General features: G+C 59.6%; 16 protein-coding genes. 14 read left to right on the top strand and 2 right to left on the bottom strand.

What is annotated here, in order from left to right; genetic code table 11:
* The first annotated feature begins 306 nt into the window (after nt 1-306).
* Nucleotides 307-2538, top strand: a complete 2232-nt coding sequence (locus tag ACFOTD_RS19635; protein ID WP_378121640.1) for a GH92 family glycosyl hydrolase — start codon at nt 307-309, stop codon at nt 2536-2538.
* Here the strand turns inward: ACFOTD_RS19635 and ACFOTD_RS19630 are convergent.
* Together ACFOTD_RS19630 and guaD are read right to left on the bottom strand one after the other, a co-directional pair.
* Entirely contained in the window at nt 2519-2989 is a 471-nt protein-coding gene (locus ACFOTD_RS19630; RefSeq protein ID WP_378121639.1) for a hypothetical protein, read from the bottom strand. The genes ACFOTD_RS19635 and ACFOTD_RS19630 overlap by 20 nt on opposite strands.
* On the bottom strand, nt 2953-4317 hold the full coding sequence (guaD, locus tag ACFOTD_RS19625) for a guanine deaminase (protein ID WP_378121638.1): 1365 nt from the start codon (nt 4315-4317) through the stop codon (nt 2953-2955). The genes ACFOTD_RS19630 and guaD overlap by 37 nt, the downstream gene beginning before the upstream one ends.
* A gap of 159 nt (nt 4318-4476) precedes the next feature.
* Here guaD and ACFOTD_RS19620 point away from each other — a divergent pair, with 159 nt between their 5' ends.
* The 13 genes from ACFOTD_RS19620 (at nt 4477) to ACFOTD_RS19560 (ending at nt 17808) form a co-directional block, all read left to right on the top strand.
* On the top strand, nt 4477-5013 hold the full coding sequence (locus tag ACFOTD_RS19620; RefSeq protein ID WP_378121637.1) for a hypothetical protein: 537 nt from the start codon (nt 4477-4479) through the stop codon (nt 5011-5013).
* Nucleotides 5014-5618: 605 nt separating this feature from the next.
* Nucleotides 5619-6305 (top strand): sensor histidine kinase, encoded by a 687-nt coding sequence (locus ACFOTD_RS19615; protein ID WP_378121636.1) that lies wholly within the window; start codon nt 5619-5621, stop codon nt 6303-6305.
* A gap of 28 nt (nt 6306-6333) precedes the next feature.
* Nucleotides 6334-7005: a response regulator gene (locus tag ACFOTD_RS19610; RefSeq protein WP_378121635.1), complete on the top strand. Its 672-nt coding sequence runs from the start codon at nt 6334-6336 to the stop codon at nt 7003-7005.
* A 212-nt stretch (nt 7006-7217) separates the two neighbouring features.
* On the top strand, nt 7218-7970 hold the full coding sequence (locus ACFOTD_RS19605) for a YveK family protein (protein WP_378121634.1): 753 nt from the start codon (nt 7218-7220) through the stop codon (nt 7968-7970).
* Nucleotides 7951-8595 carry a CpsD/CapB family tyrosine-protein kinase gene (locus ACFOTD_RS19600; RefSeq protein ID WP_378121633.1) on the top strand — a complete coding sequence of 215 codons (645 nt, stop codon included), beginning with the start codon at nt 7951-7953 and terminating at the stop codon, nt 8593-8595. The genes ACFOTD_RS19605 and ACFOTD_RS19600 overlap by 20 nt, the downstream gene beginning before the upstream one ends.
* 510 nt (nt 8596-9105) lie before the next feature.
* Nucleotides 9106-10005: a UTP--glucose-1-phosphate uridylyltransferase GalU gene (galU, locus tag ACFOTD_RS19595; protein ID WP_378121632.1), complete on the top strand. Its 900-nt coding sequence runs from the start codon at nt 9106-9108 to the stop codon at nt 10003-10005.
* Nucleotides 9989-10681 carry a sugar transferase gene (locus ACFOTD_RS19590; RefSeq protein ID WP_378121631.1) on the top strand — a complete coding sequence of 231 codons (693 nt, stop codon included), beginning with the start codon at nt 9989-9991 and terminating at the stop codon, nt 10679-10681. The genes galU and ACFOTD_RS19590 overlap by 17 nt, the downstream gene beginning before the upstream one ends.
* A gap of 12 nt (nt 10682-10693) precedes the next feature.
* Nucleotides 10694-11953 carry a glycosyltransferase gene (locus ACFOTD_RS19585; RefSeq protein ID WP_378121630.1) on the top strand — a complete coding sequence of 420 codons (1260 nt, stop codon included), beginning with the start codon at nt 10694-10696 and terminating at the stop codon, nt 11951-11953.
* A 128-nt stretch (nt 11954-12081) separates the two neighbouring features.
* Nucleotides 12082-13290, top strand: coding sequence for an O-antigen ligase family protein (locus ACFOTD_RS19580; RefSeq protein WP_378121656.1), 1209 nt, complete (start codon nt 12082-12084; stop codon nt 13288-13290).
* On the top strand, nt 13287-14510 hold the full coding sequence (locus ACFOTD_RS19575; protein ID WP_378121629.1) for a glycosyltransferase family 4 protein: 1224 nt from the start codon (nt 13287-13289) through the stop codon (nt 14508-14510). The genes ACFOTD_RS19580 and ACFOTD_RS19575 overlap by 4 nt, the downstream gene beginning before the upstream one ends.
* Nucleotides 14511-15566: a glycosyltransferase gene (locus ACFOTD_RS19570; RefSeq protein ID WP_378121628.1), complete on the top strand. Its 1056-nt coding sequence runs from the start codon at nt 14511-14513 to the stop codon at nt 15564-15566.
* The gene (locus tag ACFOTD_RS19565) at nt 15563-16447 is read left to right on the top strand and encodes a glycosyltransferase (protein WP_378121627.1); all 885 of its coding nucleotides are present in this window, start codon (nt 15563-15565) and stop codon (nt 16445-16447) included. Before ACFOTD_RS19570 ends, ACFOTD_RS19565 begins: the two co-directional genes overlap by 4 nt.
* Nucleotides 16444-17808: a lipopolysaccharide biosynthesis protein gene (locus tag ACFOTD_RS19560; protein WP_378121626.1), complete on the top strand. Its 1365-nt coding sequence runs from the start codon at nt 16444-16446 to the stop codon at nt 17806-17808. The genes ACFOTD_RS19565 and ACFOTD_RS19560 overlap by 4 nt, the downstream gene beginning before the upstream one ends.

Raw genomic sequence — 17808 nt, 5'->3', positions numbered from 1 at the left:
CCTTTCGGTTGCAGGGGCGAAGGTCTAGTGCTCGGATACGACCTCGGCATACGGGACGCAGCTCGGGCAGATCGTACTATATTAATAGAAGAAACACGTTAAAGCGGGATTGCACAGAGAGGTCTGACGACCTCCGGCGGTCCTGCTTTTTTTCTGGAGAGACAACTTCCAGCCTATCCATTTCATTGCTAAGCTACCGCTTTCGCAGCATTTCCGCATATGGAAGCCGGCGCAAAAAAGTTATACTATAAGGTGTCAACTCTTCGCATGCAAGCTCGCATAGCGATGAACCGGAGGTCCCCGCTGATGAACTTATTATCTTACGTAAACCCGCTGCAAGGCACGGATTCCGTCTTTACTTACTCGAACGGCAATACGCTGCCGCTTATCGCAAGGCCCTGGGGCATGGCGTCCTGGAGCCCCCAATCCGACGAAGCGGGCGCCGGCTGGTTTTTTCACCCGTCGCACCGCCGATTCCAGGGCCTTCGGCTCACGCACCAGCCGAGTCCGTGGATCCGGGATTACGGGCATCTGATCGTCATGCCGCAGAGCGGTCCGCTTTACCTGAAGCCAGACGCCCGGGCGGCCTTCTATCGGTCCCAGGAGATGATCGTACGTCCGGACTACTTCCGTATCCGGCTGCCGCGCTATCAGGCGTCGATGGAGCTGGTACCCGGCATGAGGAGCGCAAGGCTGCGCTTCACTTTCGAAGACGGGCAGGACGCGCGCATCGTCCTTTCGCCATTTGAAGGGAATTCTTCTATCCGGATCGAGGCGGACGGCCGCAGAATCACCGGCTATACCCGGGCGCATCACGGTGAGGCGCATCCGGACTTTGCGATGTACTTCGCGATGGACTTCGATTGCGGCATCGTCCCGGACAAGAGCGGGACGTTCGCCGGCGACGACTATGCGCCAACAGGGCTGACTGAAGGCGCAGGGGAGCGAATCGGCGGTTACGTCGGGCTGGACCTCCCCGCATCGGGCATCGTCAATGCCAGGATCGGCACCTCGTTCATCAGCCTGGAGCAGGCGGTGTGGAACATGGAGTCTGAGATCGGCGGCTTCAGCCTGGAGCAGCTTCGCGAGCAGACATCGGCGGAGTGGGAGCGGCGCCTCGGCACCATCCGCGTCGAGGGCGACGATACGGAGGCGCTGCGAACGTTTTACACCTGTCTCTATCGGACCTGCTTGTTCCCGCGCACCTGGCACGAGTACAAGCCGACCGGCGAGCAGGTTCACTTCAGTCCGTACGACGGGACCGTCCATGCGGGTCCGATGTATACGGATATCGGCTTCTGGGATATTTACCGGACGAGTCTTCCGCTATACAGCCTTCTGTTCCCATCGCTGCTCGGAGAGATGATCGAGGCCTGGACCAACGTATACAAGGAAAGCGGCTGGATGCCCAAGTGGATGTCGCCTGCGGAGCGCAGCGCGATGCCGGGCACGTTGATCGACGCGGCGATCGCGGACGCTTATGTGAAAGGGATAAGCGGCTTCGACGTGCAGGCTGCCTACGAGGGACTTCGCAAGCATGCGCTCACGGCTGCTGCCGACGGGGTTCATGGCCGCACCGGCCTGAAGGATTACTTGCATTTCGGATATTTGCCCGCGAATTTATACCATGAGAGCGTCAACAATGCGCTGGATTATCACTATGGCGACTTCTGCATCGCGCAGATGGCCAAAGGACTCGGACGCGAAGAGGACTATCGCGTCTTTATGGACCGGGCGGCGAATTATAAACGTCTGTTCGATACGAACACGGGCTTCATGCGGGGCGTTGACGATCAGGGGAAATGGCAGGAGCCGTTCGATCCGCTGCAATGGGGGGATCCGTACTGCGAAGGCGGCGCCTGGCAGTGCAGCTGGGCCGTGCCCCACGATATCGCCGGACTGACGGAGCTGATCGGCGGCAGCGAAGCCATGATTCGCAAGCTGGACGAGCTCATGACGATGGCGCCCGCCTTCCGCGTCGGATCGTATCGCGCGGAGATTCACGAGATGTCGGAGATGGCGGCGGTCGACTTTGGCCAGTTCGCGATCAGTAACCAGCCGAGCTTCCACATTCCGTACATGTACGCGGCGATCGGCAAGCCGGCGAGCACGCAATATTGGGTGCGGAAGACGATGAAGGAGCTGTTCGGCAGCGGCCCGGACGGCCTTCCCGGCGACGAAGACAACGGGAGTCTCGGTGCCTGGTACATCTGGGGGGCGATTGGCCTTTATCCGTTTACGCCTGGCGTTCCCTCGTACGTGCTCGGCAGCCCGCTGTTCAGGAAGGCGACGATACAGTTGGAAAACGGCAGGACGCTGGACATCGGAGCTGAGTCATATAGAGCGGACCGGGTCTATTGGGACAAGCTGCTAGTAAACGGGAAGCCGTGGGAAGCATTGTCGATCTCCCACGAGCTGCTCGCTTCGGGCGCCGATCTAAGGTTCCATATGGCGGATGCGCCGGCCGAGCGTGTCGTGTCCGGCGATGCCTTGCCCTATTCCATGAAAAACGAGGCTGCTAGCCATAACGAGCCCTAAGCGGTTGTTCGCTCGACTTCTCTACAGTAGGGGATAGCGCCACTTTACCACACAAACGTCCCATCGCCTTCTCCACAGAGGGGGATGGCACGAATTCGTCGCGGGAACGTCCCATCGCCTTCTCCACAGAAGGGGATGGCGCGAATTCGTCACGGGAACGTCCTATCGCCTTCTCTACGGAAGGGGATGGCGTGAAATCATCGCGCAAACGTCCCATCGCCTTCTCCACAGAAGGGGATGGCGCGAATTTGCCGCACAAACGTCCCATCGCCTTCTCAACAGAAGGGGATGGCACGAATTTGCCGCGCAAACGTCCCATCGCCTTCTTCACAGAAGGGGATGGCGCCGATCGGCCGAGCCAACGCGCCAAACAAAAGAAGCCATCGCCTCCATTATGGAAGGCGATGGCTTCTTTTATGCCCTCGTATAAACGTTTTCGCCCTGCACCCATACCTCCCGGATGTTCTCCGGACGCGCGAGGTACATGATCTTCTGGAAAATCTCGTGCAGCGGCTCGTCCTCGCTGAATACGGGCAGCTTCGCGCCGGCAAGCGCGATGTCGACGATCTGCGCGTCCCAGGCGTAGCCCTCAGCCAGCCGGCCGATCGGCAGGCTCAGCGCTTCGCCGCCGCCGGCGGTCGCCAGGTAGAAGGCTTCGTCGATCGTAATGCGGGAGGCCGGTACGCCGCGCGCGTCCGCGGGGAGCGCGGGATTCACGCCGTCCTCCAGCATTCTGGACGAGATGACCGCCTGCCGGGCATTGTCGTACAAGCTCGGCGAATAGCCGCCCGAGACGTCGGAGCCAAGACCGATCTCGACGCCTTTATCCATCCAGCGGGCGATCGGGATGACGCTGTTCGCGAAGTAGGCGTTAGAGATCGGGCAATGGCCGATCGCCGTTCCCGTCTCGGCGAAAAGCGCCGCATCGCCATCGTCGAGAAAGTTGCAGTGCGCCATGACGGACTTGTCGCCGAGCAAGCCGAAGTCGCGGAGCGCGACGGCGTCGCGCTTGCCCAGCCGGTCCTGCACGTACCCGTGCGCCCAGTCGCTCTCGCTGCAGTGGGACTGGACGTGCGTATCGTGCTTCGCGGCGAGCGCGCCCAGTCCTTCTAACGCCTCGTCCGTACAGCTCGGGATGAACCGTGGCGTCACCACTGGATATACGCCTTGCTTGACGTTTTTCGCCAGCTCCTTGACCGCAATGATGAACGCTTCGGTGTCCGCCAGCGCCGCTGCGGCATCGGCATCGCGGTAGTACGCGGGATTTTGCGCCGGATCGTCCATGACGACTTTGCCGACCAGGCCGCGCTGTCCCTTTTTCGCGCAGATCTCGGCCAGCAGCAGACTGGCTTCCTTGTGGATCGTGGCAAAATAAAGAGCGGTCGTCGTGCCGTTCGCGAGCAGAGAGGCGACAAGGTCGTCGTATACCTCGGCCGCGAAGCTCAGATCCGCGAACTTCGACTCCAGCGGAAACGTGTGCGTATGCAGCCAGTCGTAAAGCGGCACGTCGAGCGCCGTACCGGACTGCGCCCACTGCGGCGCGTGCACGTGCAGATCGACGAAGCCGGGCAGCAAATATTGTCCAGGCGCCAGTTGCCGATAGCGATCCGTATCCGCGTATTCGCTTCGAACAGCCTCGTAATCCGGAGCTCCCGGCGCGATCGTCCTCGCGATCAAGCCATCCGCTTTTACGCAAAACAAATTTTCCTGTAAAATATCGATTTCTTTCGGAGATCGGGCGGTAAACGCCGTTCCCTGAAACACATGCGTATAGTTCATCGCTCGTTCGTCTCCTTGCCATTTCGCATTTGAATTTTTATCATTATAGGGAATCTGAATCGCTAAGTCCATGCAGCGGCAACATCGTTGTGCGCGCGACCGATATATGGCGATCCGTTAGGCCATGCTAGCCAATAATACAGCAAGGAGGGATCGAGGATGAAGCCGATAGCAGGACAGGTGCCTTTCGGATACGAGCCGCCGGTCAAGAGTGAAAAAGGAACGCTCATTTATTATGACACGTTCGAAGATACGACGGACGATGCGCTCGGTATTGCCGCCGAAACCGCCAAGGCGCGTTCGTTTGCGCGGTTCGTGCTCTATCCGATCCACGAGGAGACGGCGAAGCGAATGTCCAAGGAACCTGTGAGCGCCTATTATAAGAGAGAAAAGCGGTTGACCGAATGGGTCAGAGAGCGGGAATCAGGCGAGCCCGCACCGGAGATCGACCGTTGGGAAGGCAAAAGAAAGAAGTATACGCCCATAGAGGCTGCGCTGCGCCATTTGACGGAAACGCTGCCAGGGCCGCATTTCGTTTATATGACGCCGGCTACTGCGAATCTTTTCGCTTCCTACGACGTGTTTGACGGTTGGATAGCGAAGCTGCGGCTTGTGCTGTCGGCCGTACCTGCCCATCCGGCGCCAAAGCTCGTTCAATATCGCAACCGGTGGAGCCTGGCGTGGGAGGATGAATAACGTTCATGCGAGGCTCGACTGACGAATTCAATTATATTTTGTCAAACCAAAGCTCTTATCCTCCTTGGATGAGGGCTTTCTTTAATGGTACGAACTGACGCATGAATCCGCTTACTTTCTCTCATGATTCTCATACAAATCCGCGCCCAGCTTCAATTTCACGCAGCGGTGTTCCAAGAAGCTAAAGCCGTAAAAACGCTTTATCATAGAATTAATGCAAAATATGGATGCAGATTAATAAATTCACTTAATCCTAATGAAGCGGAAAAATAGGTCTAAAGAACTAAAGTCTTGATATCAAGACATATAGCCTTGCAAATAATGTCATTCGCAAATTCGACTTGGACTCCGCACTATGGCATACGTCTGCCCCTAAAATATTGGGTAATTCTGGATCGAATAGCATTCGAACGATTCTCGGTCATGACCGAAGGCACATCAAACCTTATCTAACTACCCAGTCAATAATCGGTACTCCCGTAGCATGGGCATGTCAATTTCGGCAAGGTATGTTGAAAATGAACGTCGATGCTTAGAAGTGAGGGACCCTGACGAAAAGATTTGAAATTTCTCATTATAATACATGACGGGAAGGCGATGATGGGATGGCCATGCAGAGCAAGGTGGAACCGTACTTACTGTTCGAGGAACGCAACCGGATCGCAGAAGAACTCCACGATCGCATTTGCCCGCATTTATTCGGCATCACCTATGCGGTGCACTCCGCGGAGCACGATTGGGAAGGCATGACGAGCACGCAGCATCTGGCGCTGCTGCGCGACATTCAGGAGGCGGCGGCGGAAGCGACGCGGGAGCTGCGCAAGACGATATACGATCTGAGCGTATCCGACCACGGGGACGTTTCGTGGCTTGGCGGCGTGGAGTCGCTGCTCGCGAGCCAGGCGAAGCTGAGCGGCGTCCGGATCCGGTTCCGGCCGCCTGCGCCCGACCGGCGGCTAAGCGTGCACCACCAGAAGGCATTGTACCGGATCATCGCCGAGGCCAGCGCCAATGCGATTCGTCACGGCGAGTGCAGCGCGGTCGACATCAAGCTGACGCTTCGGCCCTGCTCGGCCACGCTCCGGATCGCGGACAACGGCAAGGGGTTCGACGTCGGCGGTACGCTGCAGCGGGAAGAAACTTCGGGCTTCGGCTTGAGCAATATGAAGACGCTCGCCGCCGCACTTGGCGGCAGCCTGCAGATCGACAGCGAAGAGGGGGGCGGCACGCGTATCGTCGTGCGCCTGCCGCTGTCCGACGTACGCGAAGAAAAGAACGAAAACAAGTTTTAACGAAAACAAGTTTTAAGGAAGTGATGACATGAAAATCGTAATCGTTGACGATCATCCTCTCGTCCGCAAAGGACTGAGAGCCGTCCTGTCGGGCGAAGAGGGCATCGAGATCGCGGGCGAGGCCGAAACCGTACTGGGCGCACTCTCGGTCGTAGAGACGACGAATCCCGATCTTGTCATATTGGATATCCGGCTCGGGGCGGACTCCGGCTATGACCTGGTCCGGTCGCTGCGGGGGCTGCACTGCCGGTTTATGATGCTGACCTCCTCGGCTTCCGAGGCCGACATCCGCAGAGCCAAGGAGTGCGGAGCGGACGGCTATGTGCTCAAGGACGCGGCGCCGGACGAGCTGCTGCTCGCCATCAAGATGATTGGCCGCGGGCGCAAGTACTTCGATCAAAGCCTGCTCGGCACGCTGCTGCGCAAAGAATCCGACGATCCGCTCGAAAAGCTGACCCCGAAGGAGCGGGAGGTATTGGTCGCGCTCGGGGAGGGCTTGTCCAATGGCGCCGTGGCCAAAAAACTGGTCATCAGCGAGTTCACCGTCAAGAAGCATGTGAGCCGGATTTTCCAAAAGCTGAACCTGACCGACCGCACTCAGGCGGCTTTGTTCGCGCAGTCGCAGGGCATCGGGGACTTCGAACCGCCTGATATCCGCACCGAGGGCGGCTTCGCCCTCCCGAATGGTACTAAAGTATAATATCCATACCTACCGACGCGGCACGATGGGGGCTTCCGATGAAGAAGCAAAATCATCCTGCCGCGTAATAGTTTTGAAAGTCGCGAGCGATTTACAATAAAAGCAGGACGGGGCAGGGGAGGCAAAAACGGAAGCGAATATCGGAAAAATGAGTCAGATTATTCTGATATTTATTCCTTTTTCAAAAAGAATTCAGCATCGGAGGAAGCGTCTTGGAAATTCAACGGTATTGGAGCATCGTTAGGAAAAGGCTCTGGTTGATTGCCTTGATTACGATCGTCATGTGTACAGCGGTCGGTTATTATACGCAACAGGTGAGACCGACTTATCAGGCAGCCGCAAAGCTGATGGTGTATAAGAGCGATGTCCCCGACAGTACGACCTCAGCGCCCGACACAGGCGCGATCAACTCCAACATATTGCTGATCAAAACCTTCAAGCAGCTGATCCTCACACCCCGAATTTTGGACAAGGTCGTCGCCGCTTATCCCGATCTTCATACTTCGGCCGGAGAGCTGGCCGGAAAGATCGGAATCTCGTCCGTAAGCGAGACGCAGATCATGACCGTCATCGCCACGGACAACTCGTACGCCAGGGCAGCCAACATGGCGAACGCCGTGTCGAAGGTATTCCAGTCCGAGATTCACACGCTCATGAATCTGGACAACGTATCCGTTCTCAACTGGGCCGACCCGGAAGCAAGGCACGGTCCGATCTCCCCTAATCCCGCCAAAAACGTCGCGATCATGTTTGTCCTTTCGATCCTGATCGGCATCGCGCTCGCCTTTCTGCTGGAGCATATGGACAGCTCGGTCAAGACGGAGCAAGAGGTACGGGCCAAGCTGGGACTGCCGCTGCTGGCCGACGTGCCGCGGATTCGCAACCGGGACTTGATCGGACCGGACGATTCGGAACGAACGACGATGGGAGCGAGGGGGAAGCCGAATGTCACGCTGGATGCGTAAACGTGGATTGATCGCGGCGCAGAATCCGAAGTCGGCGGCCGCAGATACGTATCGCAGGTTAAAGACCGGCATCGAATGGTCGGTCCGGGACGAGGGCATGAAGACGATCGCGATTGCATCAGCCGAACCGGGGGAAGGCAAGAGCACCACGTCCTCCAACATCGCGGTCGCTTATGCCAAGACCGGCCGACGCGTACTGCTGCTGGATACGGACCTCAGGTCGCCGGTACAGCATCAAATCTTCGATCTGCCGAACGATACGGGACTGAGCACGGCACTGGCCGGTAAGGGCGAACTCGATCAGGTCGCCCGCCGGACTTCGTATACCAATCTCCAAGTGGTATGCGCCGGACCGATGCCTCCGAATCCTTCCGAGCTGCTGGACTCGGAGGCGATGACAGCGATGCTCGAGGCTGCCAAGGCTCGCTTCGATATCGTCATCGTCGATACGACGTCGATGGCCGCGGCATCGGACGCCATGATCGTCGCAGACAAGTGCGACGGCGCCGTCCTCGTCATCCGCAAGGGCAAGACGAAGATGGACGCGGTTCTAAAAGCGAAGGAGACGCTCTCGTCCGGACGTGTCCGGGTCGTAGGCGCGGTATTTAACCGCCGGGGGCGCTAAGAAGGCTTGATGGCACTGAAGGCTTGATGGTACTGAAGGTACTGAAGCCACTGAAGGCATTGTAGCAAGAGATATGCAGGGAAGCTTCGATCAATCGACGCGCGTTTCAAGGAAATGTCTCCTGCTCCTTTATCACTGGAGGCACTCGGCCATGCTGTGGGTCAGCGGACCTTAGACGTTAATCGTCAGGGGTGTGGCGTGAGGAGGGGTTCAATGCCCTTTCAAGTTTGATTTTGGTGCGGAGCAACTCGACTTCTGCTGAGCATTTAGTTGCCAAAAGGCAGCTAATTACTGGCTGGAAGCCGGGTCCGATCCAAATAGATGTTAAAAGGCATTTGTTCAAGCCAATTGCTCGGTCAAATGAGCCATAACGCTGAAATTAACTGCCTTCTGAACACTATTTCATATTGGATTCCATACGAATCCGAATTAAATGCCTTTTAACACTTATTCACAATGCAAGAATTGTACAGGCAAGTCTAAAGAGAATGACGGATGGGGTGAGAGCGTATGAAAAAAGTGAGAAAAGCGATTATTCCTGCGGCAGGCCTCGGCACGCGCTTCCTGCCTGCCACGAAGGCAATGCCCAAGGAAATGCTGCCGATCGTCGACAAGCCGACCATACAGTACATCGTAGAAGAAGCGATCGAATCCGGAATCGAAGATATTATCGTCGTGACGGGCAAAGGAAAACGGGCGATCGAGGATCACTTCGACATCGCCTTCGAGCTGGAGCACACGCTGGAGGAAAAGGGCAAGCTCGACATTTTGAGCAAGGTTCGCAAGTCGTCCAACGTCGAGATCCACTACATCCGGCAAAAAGAAGCAAAAGGCCTTGGCCATGCCGTATGGTGCGCACGCAACTTTATCGGCAACGAACCGTTCGCGGTGCTGCTGGGCGACGATATCGTGCAGTCGGATACGCCGTGCACGCGGCAGCTGATCGAGCAGTACGAGCAGACCGGCAAGTCGGTCATCGGCGTACAGGCGGTCGGTACCGACCAGACGAACCGTTACGGCATCCTCGATCCGATCGAGCGGCGCGGGCGTCTGTACCAGGTGCGTCGTTTTGTGGAGAAGCCGCCGCTTGGACAAGCGCCGTCCAATCTGGCCATCATGGGCCGCTACGTCCTGTCGCCGGAGATCTTTGAATTTCTCGGCAAGCACGAGGTGGGCGCAGGCGGCGAGATTCAATTGACCGACGCCATCCAGCGATTGAACGAAGCGCAAGGCGTTCACGCCTACGACTTCGAAGGCATGCGTTACGACGTCGGCGAAAAGCTCGGCTTTATTATGACGACAATCGATTTTGCGTTGCGCGACGAGGAGCTCAGGTATCGTCTGATGGACGGGCTCGAGTCGCTTATCTTGCGCGAGAAAGTGGGGGAAAGCCATGGCTCTGCGGTATGATATGGAGCTGGTCGCACGCCTGACGGACTTCGAACGCAAGCGGATCGCGGCGCAGAACGACGGCAAGCTGGCGATGTATGCGTCGGTCAAGCGTGGCATGGACGTCGCGGGTTCGCTGTTTGCGCTCGCGCTGTTCAGCCCGATTTTCGCGGTAACGGCGGCGATGATCAAGCTCGAGAGTCCGAAGGCGCCGGTCTTTTTCCAACAGACGCGCATCGGCAAAAACGGACGCAAGTTCAAAATGTACAAGTTCCGCTCGATGGTGCCGGACGCGGAGCAGAAGCTCGCGGCGCTGCTGGCCAAAAACGAGATCAAAGGCGCGATGTTCAAGCTCAAGGACGACCCGCGCATTACGCGGATCGGACGTTTTATCCGCAAGACGAGCATCGACGAGCTCCCTCAGCTCGTGAACGTGCTTAAAGGCGAGATGTCGCTCGTCGGCCCGCGGCCGCCGCTGCAAAGAGAGGTGGAAGAGTACTCGGACTACGATAAGCTCCGGCTCTCCGTAAGCGGAGGCTGCACGGGACTGTGGCAAGTGACCGGACGCAGCAACCTCAGCTTCGAGCAGATGGTGGAGCTTGACCTGGAATACATTCGCAAACGGAGCATTCGGGGGGATCTGAAGATCATTTTCCGGACCTTCAAGCTGCTGCTTGGGGCCAAAGACGCTTTTTAAGGGTGGCGACAGATGAACAAGATTTTGTTTATTACGAATCGGCTGCCTTTTCCCGGCACGGACGGCCGCAAAAACATGCTGCTGCAATACGTTCGACACATGAAAGAGATTTACCCAGGCAGCGAGATCGTCAACCTCTCGTTCGTGGACGACCCGAAATACTTATCCCAACGCCCGCCGGAAATCGGCAGGCTGGCGACGCTAGAGCCGCCGGGCAAGCTTGAAAAGCTGTACAACATCGTCGTCCATTCGCTGATCCGGCGCAAGTGGCCGCTGCAGGTATCGGTGTACTACAGCCGCAAGACGCACCGCAAGATCCGGGACTTCGTCCGCGAGGAGGAGCCGGATTTCGTGCTCTACGACATGGTGCGCGTGGCGGAATACCTGGCGCCGGGCCAAGGCCGCAAGGTGTTGAGCTACGACGATCTCCTGTCGCTGCGCTACCGCCGCCAGCTCGACTGGTTCCAGTACATCCCGTCCGTGCTCGGCGGGTTCTCGGACAAGCTGCCGAGCGGCCTGAAGAAGTTCGCGGACCTGAAGTTCGTCCAGAAATGGCTCATCGCTTTCGAGAGCAAAATGCTGGGCAAGTATGAAAAGCAAGTGGCCTCGCGTTTCGACCATCTGATCTTCACCTCCCCGGCCGAAGCGCAAAACTTCAGGAAAACGACGCGTCACGAGTCCTGCCACGGCGTCCCGATGAAGGTCGAGCCCGACTTTCGGATGCAGGCGAGAGGCTCTCGGCTCTACGACAAAAACAAGGTCGTATTCGTCGGAAAAATGGACATTCCCCACAACAGCTCGGCAGCCGTGTACTTTTGCGAGCGCGTCTGGGCCCGAATCAAGCAGAGCAACCCGGCGGCGGTCTTCTACATCGTCGGCAAAAATCCGACGGCAGAGGTGCTGCGCCTGCAGCGCGACCATCCCGGCGTCATCGTCACCGGCGAGGTGGACGACGTCAAGCGGATCGTCGGCGACTCCGCTCTTATGATCGCGCCGCTATTGTTCGGCACCGGGATCAAGACCAAGATTCTCGAGGCGATGTCCTGGGGCGTACCGGTCGTGACCAATGCGATCGGCAGCGAAGGCTTGGACGCGAACAACGGCGAGGACCTGTTCGTATGCGAATCGGAAGACGAGATGGTGCGCAGCGTACTGCTGCTGATGGGCGACAGCGAGATCAACGACAGCATATCGGGCAATTCGATCCGTTACGTGAGCCGCCGGTTCAGCGGGTCGGCGACCCGCAAAAACATGGAGCTGATCCTATCCTAGCGCGGGATCGCGGCGAGCCGATCGATCTCGTCCGCGCTTCGGTCGTCGCGCTGTTTTTGTTCTCGCTGGCGGTCATCACGTATGACAGCTTGCCATACTTCGCTTTCTCGGTCTATCGCCCGCTGGCGATGTTTCCGATGTTCGCCGCCTCGCTCCTGCTTTTGTTCACCGATTTTAGGTTCCGTCCCGGAGACGTACCGCTTCTGATCTTCGCCGCTTACAGCATCGGGCATTCGCTGATCGCGTCGGTCGGCGGGGACATGGGCGCGAGCCTCAAGCACGCCGTGACGCTGCTGTTCGGCATTTCGATGTACAGAGTGTCCATGTATATCGCCGAGCAGGCAAGAAACGATCCCGCGCTTCGCAGGCAGATCGCGATATATCTCCTCGTCGGCTTCGTGCCGCCGCTCGCGGCGGGATTGCTGCAGCTCGCGGACGCTTACTTGATCCGCAGCGGTTTTTCCGGCGTGCTGACAGGCTTGTTTTCGGAAAAGGTGTACAAGGGCCGCATTCAGCTGTTGTCGGGCGAGCCGTCCTGGGGCGGCATCCATCTGCTGACAGGCGGTTTGCTGCTGCTTTATCTGTTCAAGGAAGGCTACCGGAAAATTACGCTTGGGCCGCTGATCGGCTGCGCCGTGCTGCTGGTGCTTTCGTTTTCGGCCTACGCCTACAGCGTCCTGCTGATCGCGCTGCTCGTCTACGTGCTCATCGCGAACAAGTACCGCTTCCGCATGCTGCTCGCGCTCGGCGCGATCGGACTCGTCGTCGTCGTCGGGGTTCCGTTTCTGCTCGAGACGCTTAAGGTCAGCGGTTATTTCACGGACCGGTTCCAGTTCGATTTTCCGCACCTGCTGCGGTCGGACAATTCATTTTTTATCCGCGTCATTTTCCCGGCGATCGGCTTTATGGAGTTCTGGCATCACCCGATCTTCGGCGTCGGCGGCGGATATTATTACCGCGAGTTCGCGGACCTGCTGCGCGGACACTTCGATTACGGCATGAAGTTCACCGAGGTCGCGAACCTGGTGAACGACCATCCGGAGATGGCCACCTCGCGCAACATGTGGTCCAAGCTGTTCGCCGAGGAAGGACTGCTCGGCGCGCTGCTGTTCCTCGGATTCATGACGGCCGCCCTCCGCAGCTCGCGCCGCCATCCTTACGCACAGTTCGCGTTCGCGTTATGCGTTTCGCTCGTTATGAATTTCGATTCCTATTCCTTCGTGAACTTCTGGCTGCTGATCGGATGGATCCGGGGCGGATTTTTTGAAGGACGGCCGGACGCCCGGGCGGCAGGATGGGATACGCAGAACGATAGGGAGTTGAGACGTACCGCATGAAAATCGTCATTGTAAACAGCTTGTACACGCCTCATATCATCGGAGGGGCGGAGATATCGACGCAAATTCTGGCGGAGACGCTCGCGTCCGTCGCCGACGTTCACGTGCTGACGCTCGGCGGGCACGGACGCGCGGAAGGCGTCCGGGAAGAGCGGATCGGCGGCGTCACCGTACACCGGATGCCGCACGGCAGCCTGTACTGGATCGGCGATTCCAAACGTCGGGGCGTCCTGATGCGGACCGCCCGCAGGCTGACCGACCTATACAACCCGCGGATGAACGAAGCGGTGCGGGAGCGGCTCGCCGCGATTAAGCCGGATCTGATCCACACGCAAAACCTGTCGGGCTTCGGCGCCGGCATATGGACGGCGGCCGCCGGCCTGAACGTGCCGATCGTGCACACGCTTCGCGACTATTCGCTGCTGTCGCCGGTCAGCTCGCCGATCAAAAATGCGCTGCTGGCGCGGTTGTACGCGATGACGACGAGCGGCTACAGCCGGCATGTGTCCGCGGTCGTCGGGATCTCGTCGCACATCCTAAAGCGCCATACAGGCGCGGGACTGTTCCCTGCCGCCGCGCCGAAGGTCATCCCGAACGCGGTGGAGGGCGGCATCGCCGCCAGCGAAAAGGACTTCGACAGACGTCCGCTTCGCATCGGCTACTTCGGACGGATCGAACCGGAGAAGGGCGTGCGCGAGCTAATCGAAGCGGCGATGTCGCTGCCGCCGGACGTCGTCGAGCGCATCGTCGTATGCGGCGAAGGGAGCCTTCGCGCGAAGCTCGCCGACGACTGCCGCGAGGATGCGCGCTTCGTGTTCCCCGGCAAGGTGAAGCCTGCCGAGGCGCGCCGCCTGATGGGCGAAGCCGACGTCAGCTTCGTACCCTCGGTGTGGGAGGAGCCGTTCGGCCGGGTCATCATCGAGTCGTACCAGGTCGGTACGCCGGTGTACGCGACCGACGTGGGCGGCATTCCGGACGCGGTGTACGATCCCGAGGAATTTCTGTTCCCTCCGGGCAGCGCCGCGGCGATCCGGGCCAAGATCCTGTCGTATCACTCGCTTCCGGGCGAGGAGAAGCGGCGCATTCAGGCGGCTTGCCTCAAGCACTGCCGCGGCTTCACGCAGGCCGCGCTGCTCGACAGGCATCTGGACCTTTACGATCAGACGCTGGCCGGCGGCGAATATACCCCGGTCAAGACCGCCGTCGGGCAGGTGCATTAAATGAGCGAACCAACGGTCTACATGTGGCCCAAGACGAATCCGCACAACAAGTATACCGACCTGCTCGCCAGGTCGCTCGAACGTCGGGGCTTGCGCGTCGAGCATTATGCCAAGGGCTCGCAGTTCAAGCCGCGCCGGGGCGATATCGTCCATATTCACTGGCCGAGCTATACGTACCAGGCATCCATTTTTCCGCTGACCGTCGTCAAGTCGCTGTTTTTTATTTTCCTGCTCTACTGGTACAAGTTTCTCGGGGTACGGTTGTTCTGGACGATCCACAACATTTGGCCGCACAAGGGCAAGTCGCGTTGGGACTTTTTCGTCCGCAAGCGGCTGCTCGGCCTGTGCGACGCCGCGTTCGTCCTCAGCGAATCGTCGAAGCGCGAGGCCGCCGAGGTGTTCGGCGCCCCGGAGGACAAGATCGTCGTAACGCCGCACGGCCATTACGACGACGCTTATCCGAGCCGCGGCATCGACATCCGGGCCAGATTCGGCATCCCGAAGGAACGGTTCCTGTACCTGTTCGTCGGCAGGATCAACCGGTATAAAGGCGTGGAGCAGCTCGTGTCGGCTTACCGGTCGCTCGATGATTCGGACGCCGCCCTGCTGATCGCGGGACAAGCGGACACGGGCTACGACCTCGGCTTCATCGGCGAGGGCAAGACGGGAGACGAAGCGGGAGCGATCAAGCTTCACTCGTCGTTCGTGGACGACGGGGAGCTGGCCGACTATCTGCTCGCGGCCGACGCGGTCGTGCTGCCTTACCGGCAGATCACGACAAGCGGGAGCGCCATTCTCGCGCTGACCTTCGGCAAGCCAGTCGTCGCGCCGCGGCTCGGCTCGCTCGGCGAGTACGTGTCCGAAGGCTGCGGCGTACTGTACGATCCCGACGACAAGGACGGACTGCGCAAGGCGCTGCGCGACGTGATGAACATGGACCGGCAGAAGACGGAGCGACGGATCGCGGACAAGCTCAGGGAGCTCGACTGGGACCGGATCGCGGACCGGATGCTCGCCGTCTACGCCGGCCGGATACCGCAAGAGGTGAACGCATGAAAGCAACGGTAGCGATATGCACGCACAACCGGGCCGCGGATCTGCGGGAGGCGCTGCTCAGCCTGCTGAAGCAGCGGTTCGACTCCTTCGAGGCGATCGTCGTCGACAACGGCTCGACCGATTCCACGGCGCAGACCGTGCAGGAAATCGAGCGGATGGTCAGCTTCCCGGTCCGCTATATCTACGAGGCGCGGCTTGGCCTCTCCGTCGCCCGTAACCGGGCGATCCGCGAGTCGCAGGGCGAGTACGTGCTGTTCCTGGACGACGACGCGGTCGCGTCGGAGGACTGGATCGCCGGCATCGTCGACCTGTTCGAGCGGGATGCCCGCATCGGCGTCGTGGGCGGCAAGATCGAGCCGGCCTGGGAAGGGGAAGCGCCCGCCTGGCTTGCGCCCGAGAACCGCACGCTCTATACGATTCTCGATTATGCGGAAGACGTTGTGGAGATGAAACGGCCGCATATTCCGTTCGGCGCCAACGTGGCGTTCAGGCGCTCGGCGCTCGATATGGCGGCGTTGTTCCGCGAGGACCTGGGACGCGTCGGGAGCAACCTGCTCTCGAGCGAGGAGGGGGAGCTGATCGACCGCATCCGCACCCGGTATTCGGTCTACTACACCCCGTACGCCTCGGTGCTGCACAAGATTCCGCGCAGCCGCATCAGCCGCAAGTGGCTGCTAAGACGAATTTACTGGCAGGGCGTCAGCAGCGCGGTCAGCTCGGAGCGCAAAATGCGCGTGTTCGCGCGGTCGATCGTCAAGCTGCCCATCATCGTGCTGCTCTCTCTGCCGGTTCTGTACGACAGGCGGCGCGTGTTCCGCAACGTCAGCCGGATCGCCTATAACAACGGGCAGATCAGCGGCGTGCTGGGCACGTACGAATGAGGAGGCTCAGCCGCCTGTGGAGCGGCGGCGGCGCGCTCACGGCGATTATGAAGACGAGCGCAGCCAACCTGATCATCGTGCTGCTCGGCACCGTCACTTCGATCGTGACGGCGCGGATGTTCGGCGTGGCAGGCAAGGGCGAGTTCTCGGCGATCCTTTTCTGGGCGACCTTGCTGGCCGGCGTCTTGAGCTTCGGGCTGCCGACGTCGCTGATTTTCAACCGGCGGACGCATCCCGCGCACGGACCGGCATACGTGCGAGCCGGATTCCTGTTCCAACTGCCCGTATGCGTGATCGCAGGCACGGTCGCCTGGTTCTGCATGCCGGCCTGGCTCGGCAATTACGGCGACCACATCGTGGCCATCGCGCGGTGGTACACCGTGCTTACGCTGCCGCTGCTGCTCGCGGTCAACCTGCTGTCGGCGCTCGCGCAGAGCATGGAGAATTTCGGATTGTACAACGGCATCCGGCTGTACGTGCCGCTCAGCAATCTGATCGGACTCCTCGCGCTGTGGGCTTGCGGGTATTTGAGCCAGTTTTCCTCCGCGCTCATGTTCCTCGTCACGAGCCTGTGCGTCGTCTGCTGGGCGTTGTACCGGCTTAGACGGGAGCTGGCGGTGGGCTGGTTCGGGAAAAAGGACGGTACGGCCGCGGACGGCGCCAAATCCGGCGAGCGCGGCCCGATCAAGTCGCTGTTCGGCTACGGCACCAGAGTTTACGGCGTCGAGCTGCTCGGCACGCTCTACACGCAGTGCGACAAGCTGATCATCCTGTCGCTGCTCGCGCCACGGGAATTCGGCCTGTACACGGTCGTATACACGCTTTCCCGCGTGTTCAACATCGTCCAGACGGCCATCTCGGGCGTCGTGTTCCCGAAGGTGACGGGACTCTCGCAGGAGGAGGTCGTCGCCAAGGTCAGCCGGGCGTTCCGGCTGTCCTTCCCGCTCATGCTCGCGGCGCTCGTGCCGGGCGTGATCGTCGGCCGCTGGCTGCTGGGCCTGCTTTACGGCGAGCAATTCCTGGCGGCGGACACGGCCTTCTATCTGCTGTCCCTGGAATGCGTCGTCGGCGGCGGCTCCTGGATCCTAGCCTCCTCCTTCAACGCGATGGGGCGGCCGGGCCTGGTCGTCACCAGACAGGCGATCGCGCTGGCGCTGACCGTCGGGCTCTGCTTCTTGCTAGCCCCGGCCTACGGGCTGAACGGCATCGCGCTGGCCATGCTGATCGGCGCCTTCAGCCGGATCGTCATCTCGGTAGCGGCGATGAAGATCGTATTCAAAGCGCCCGTCTCGGGCGTGCTGTTCGATAAAGAGGACTGGCGCTTCCTGGCGGGCCGCCTGTCGAGGGCTGCGCAGTCTTGA

Source organism: Cohnella sp. GCM10012308, from assembly GCF_042649185.1.
In the GTDB taxonomy this organism is placed as follows: Bacteria; Bacillota; Bacilli; order Paenibacillales; family Paenibacillaceae; genus Cohnella.
Note: the sequence above shows the minus strand (reverse complement) of the source record. Positions and strands in the feature narration are given on the sequence as shown.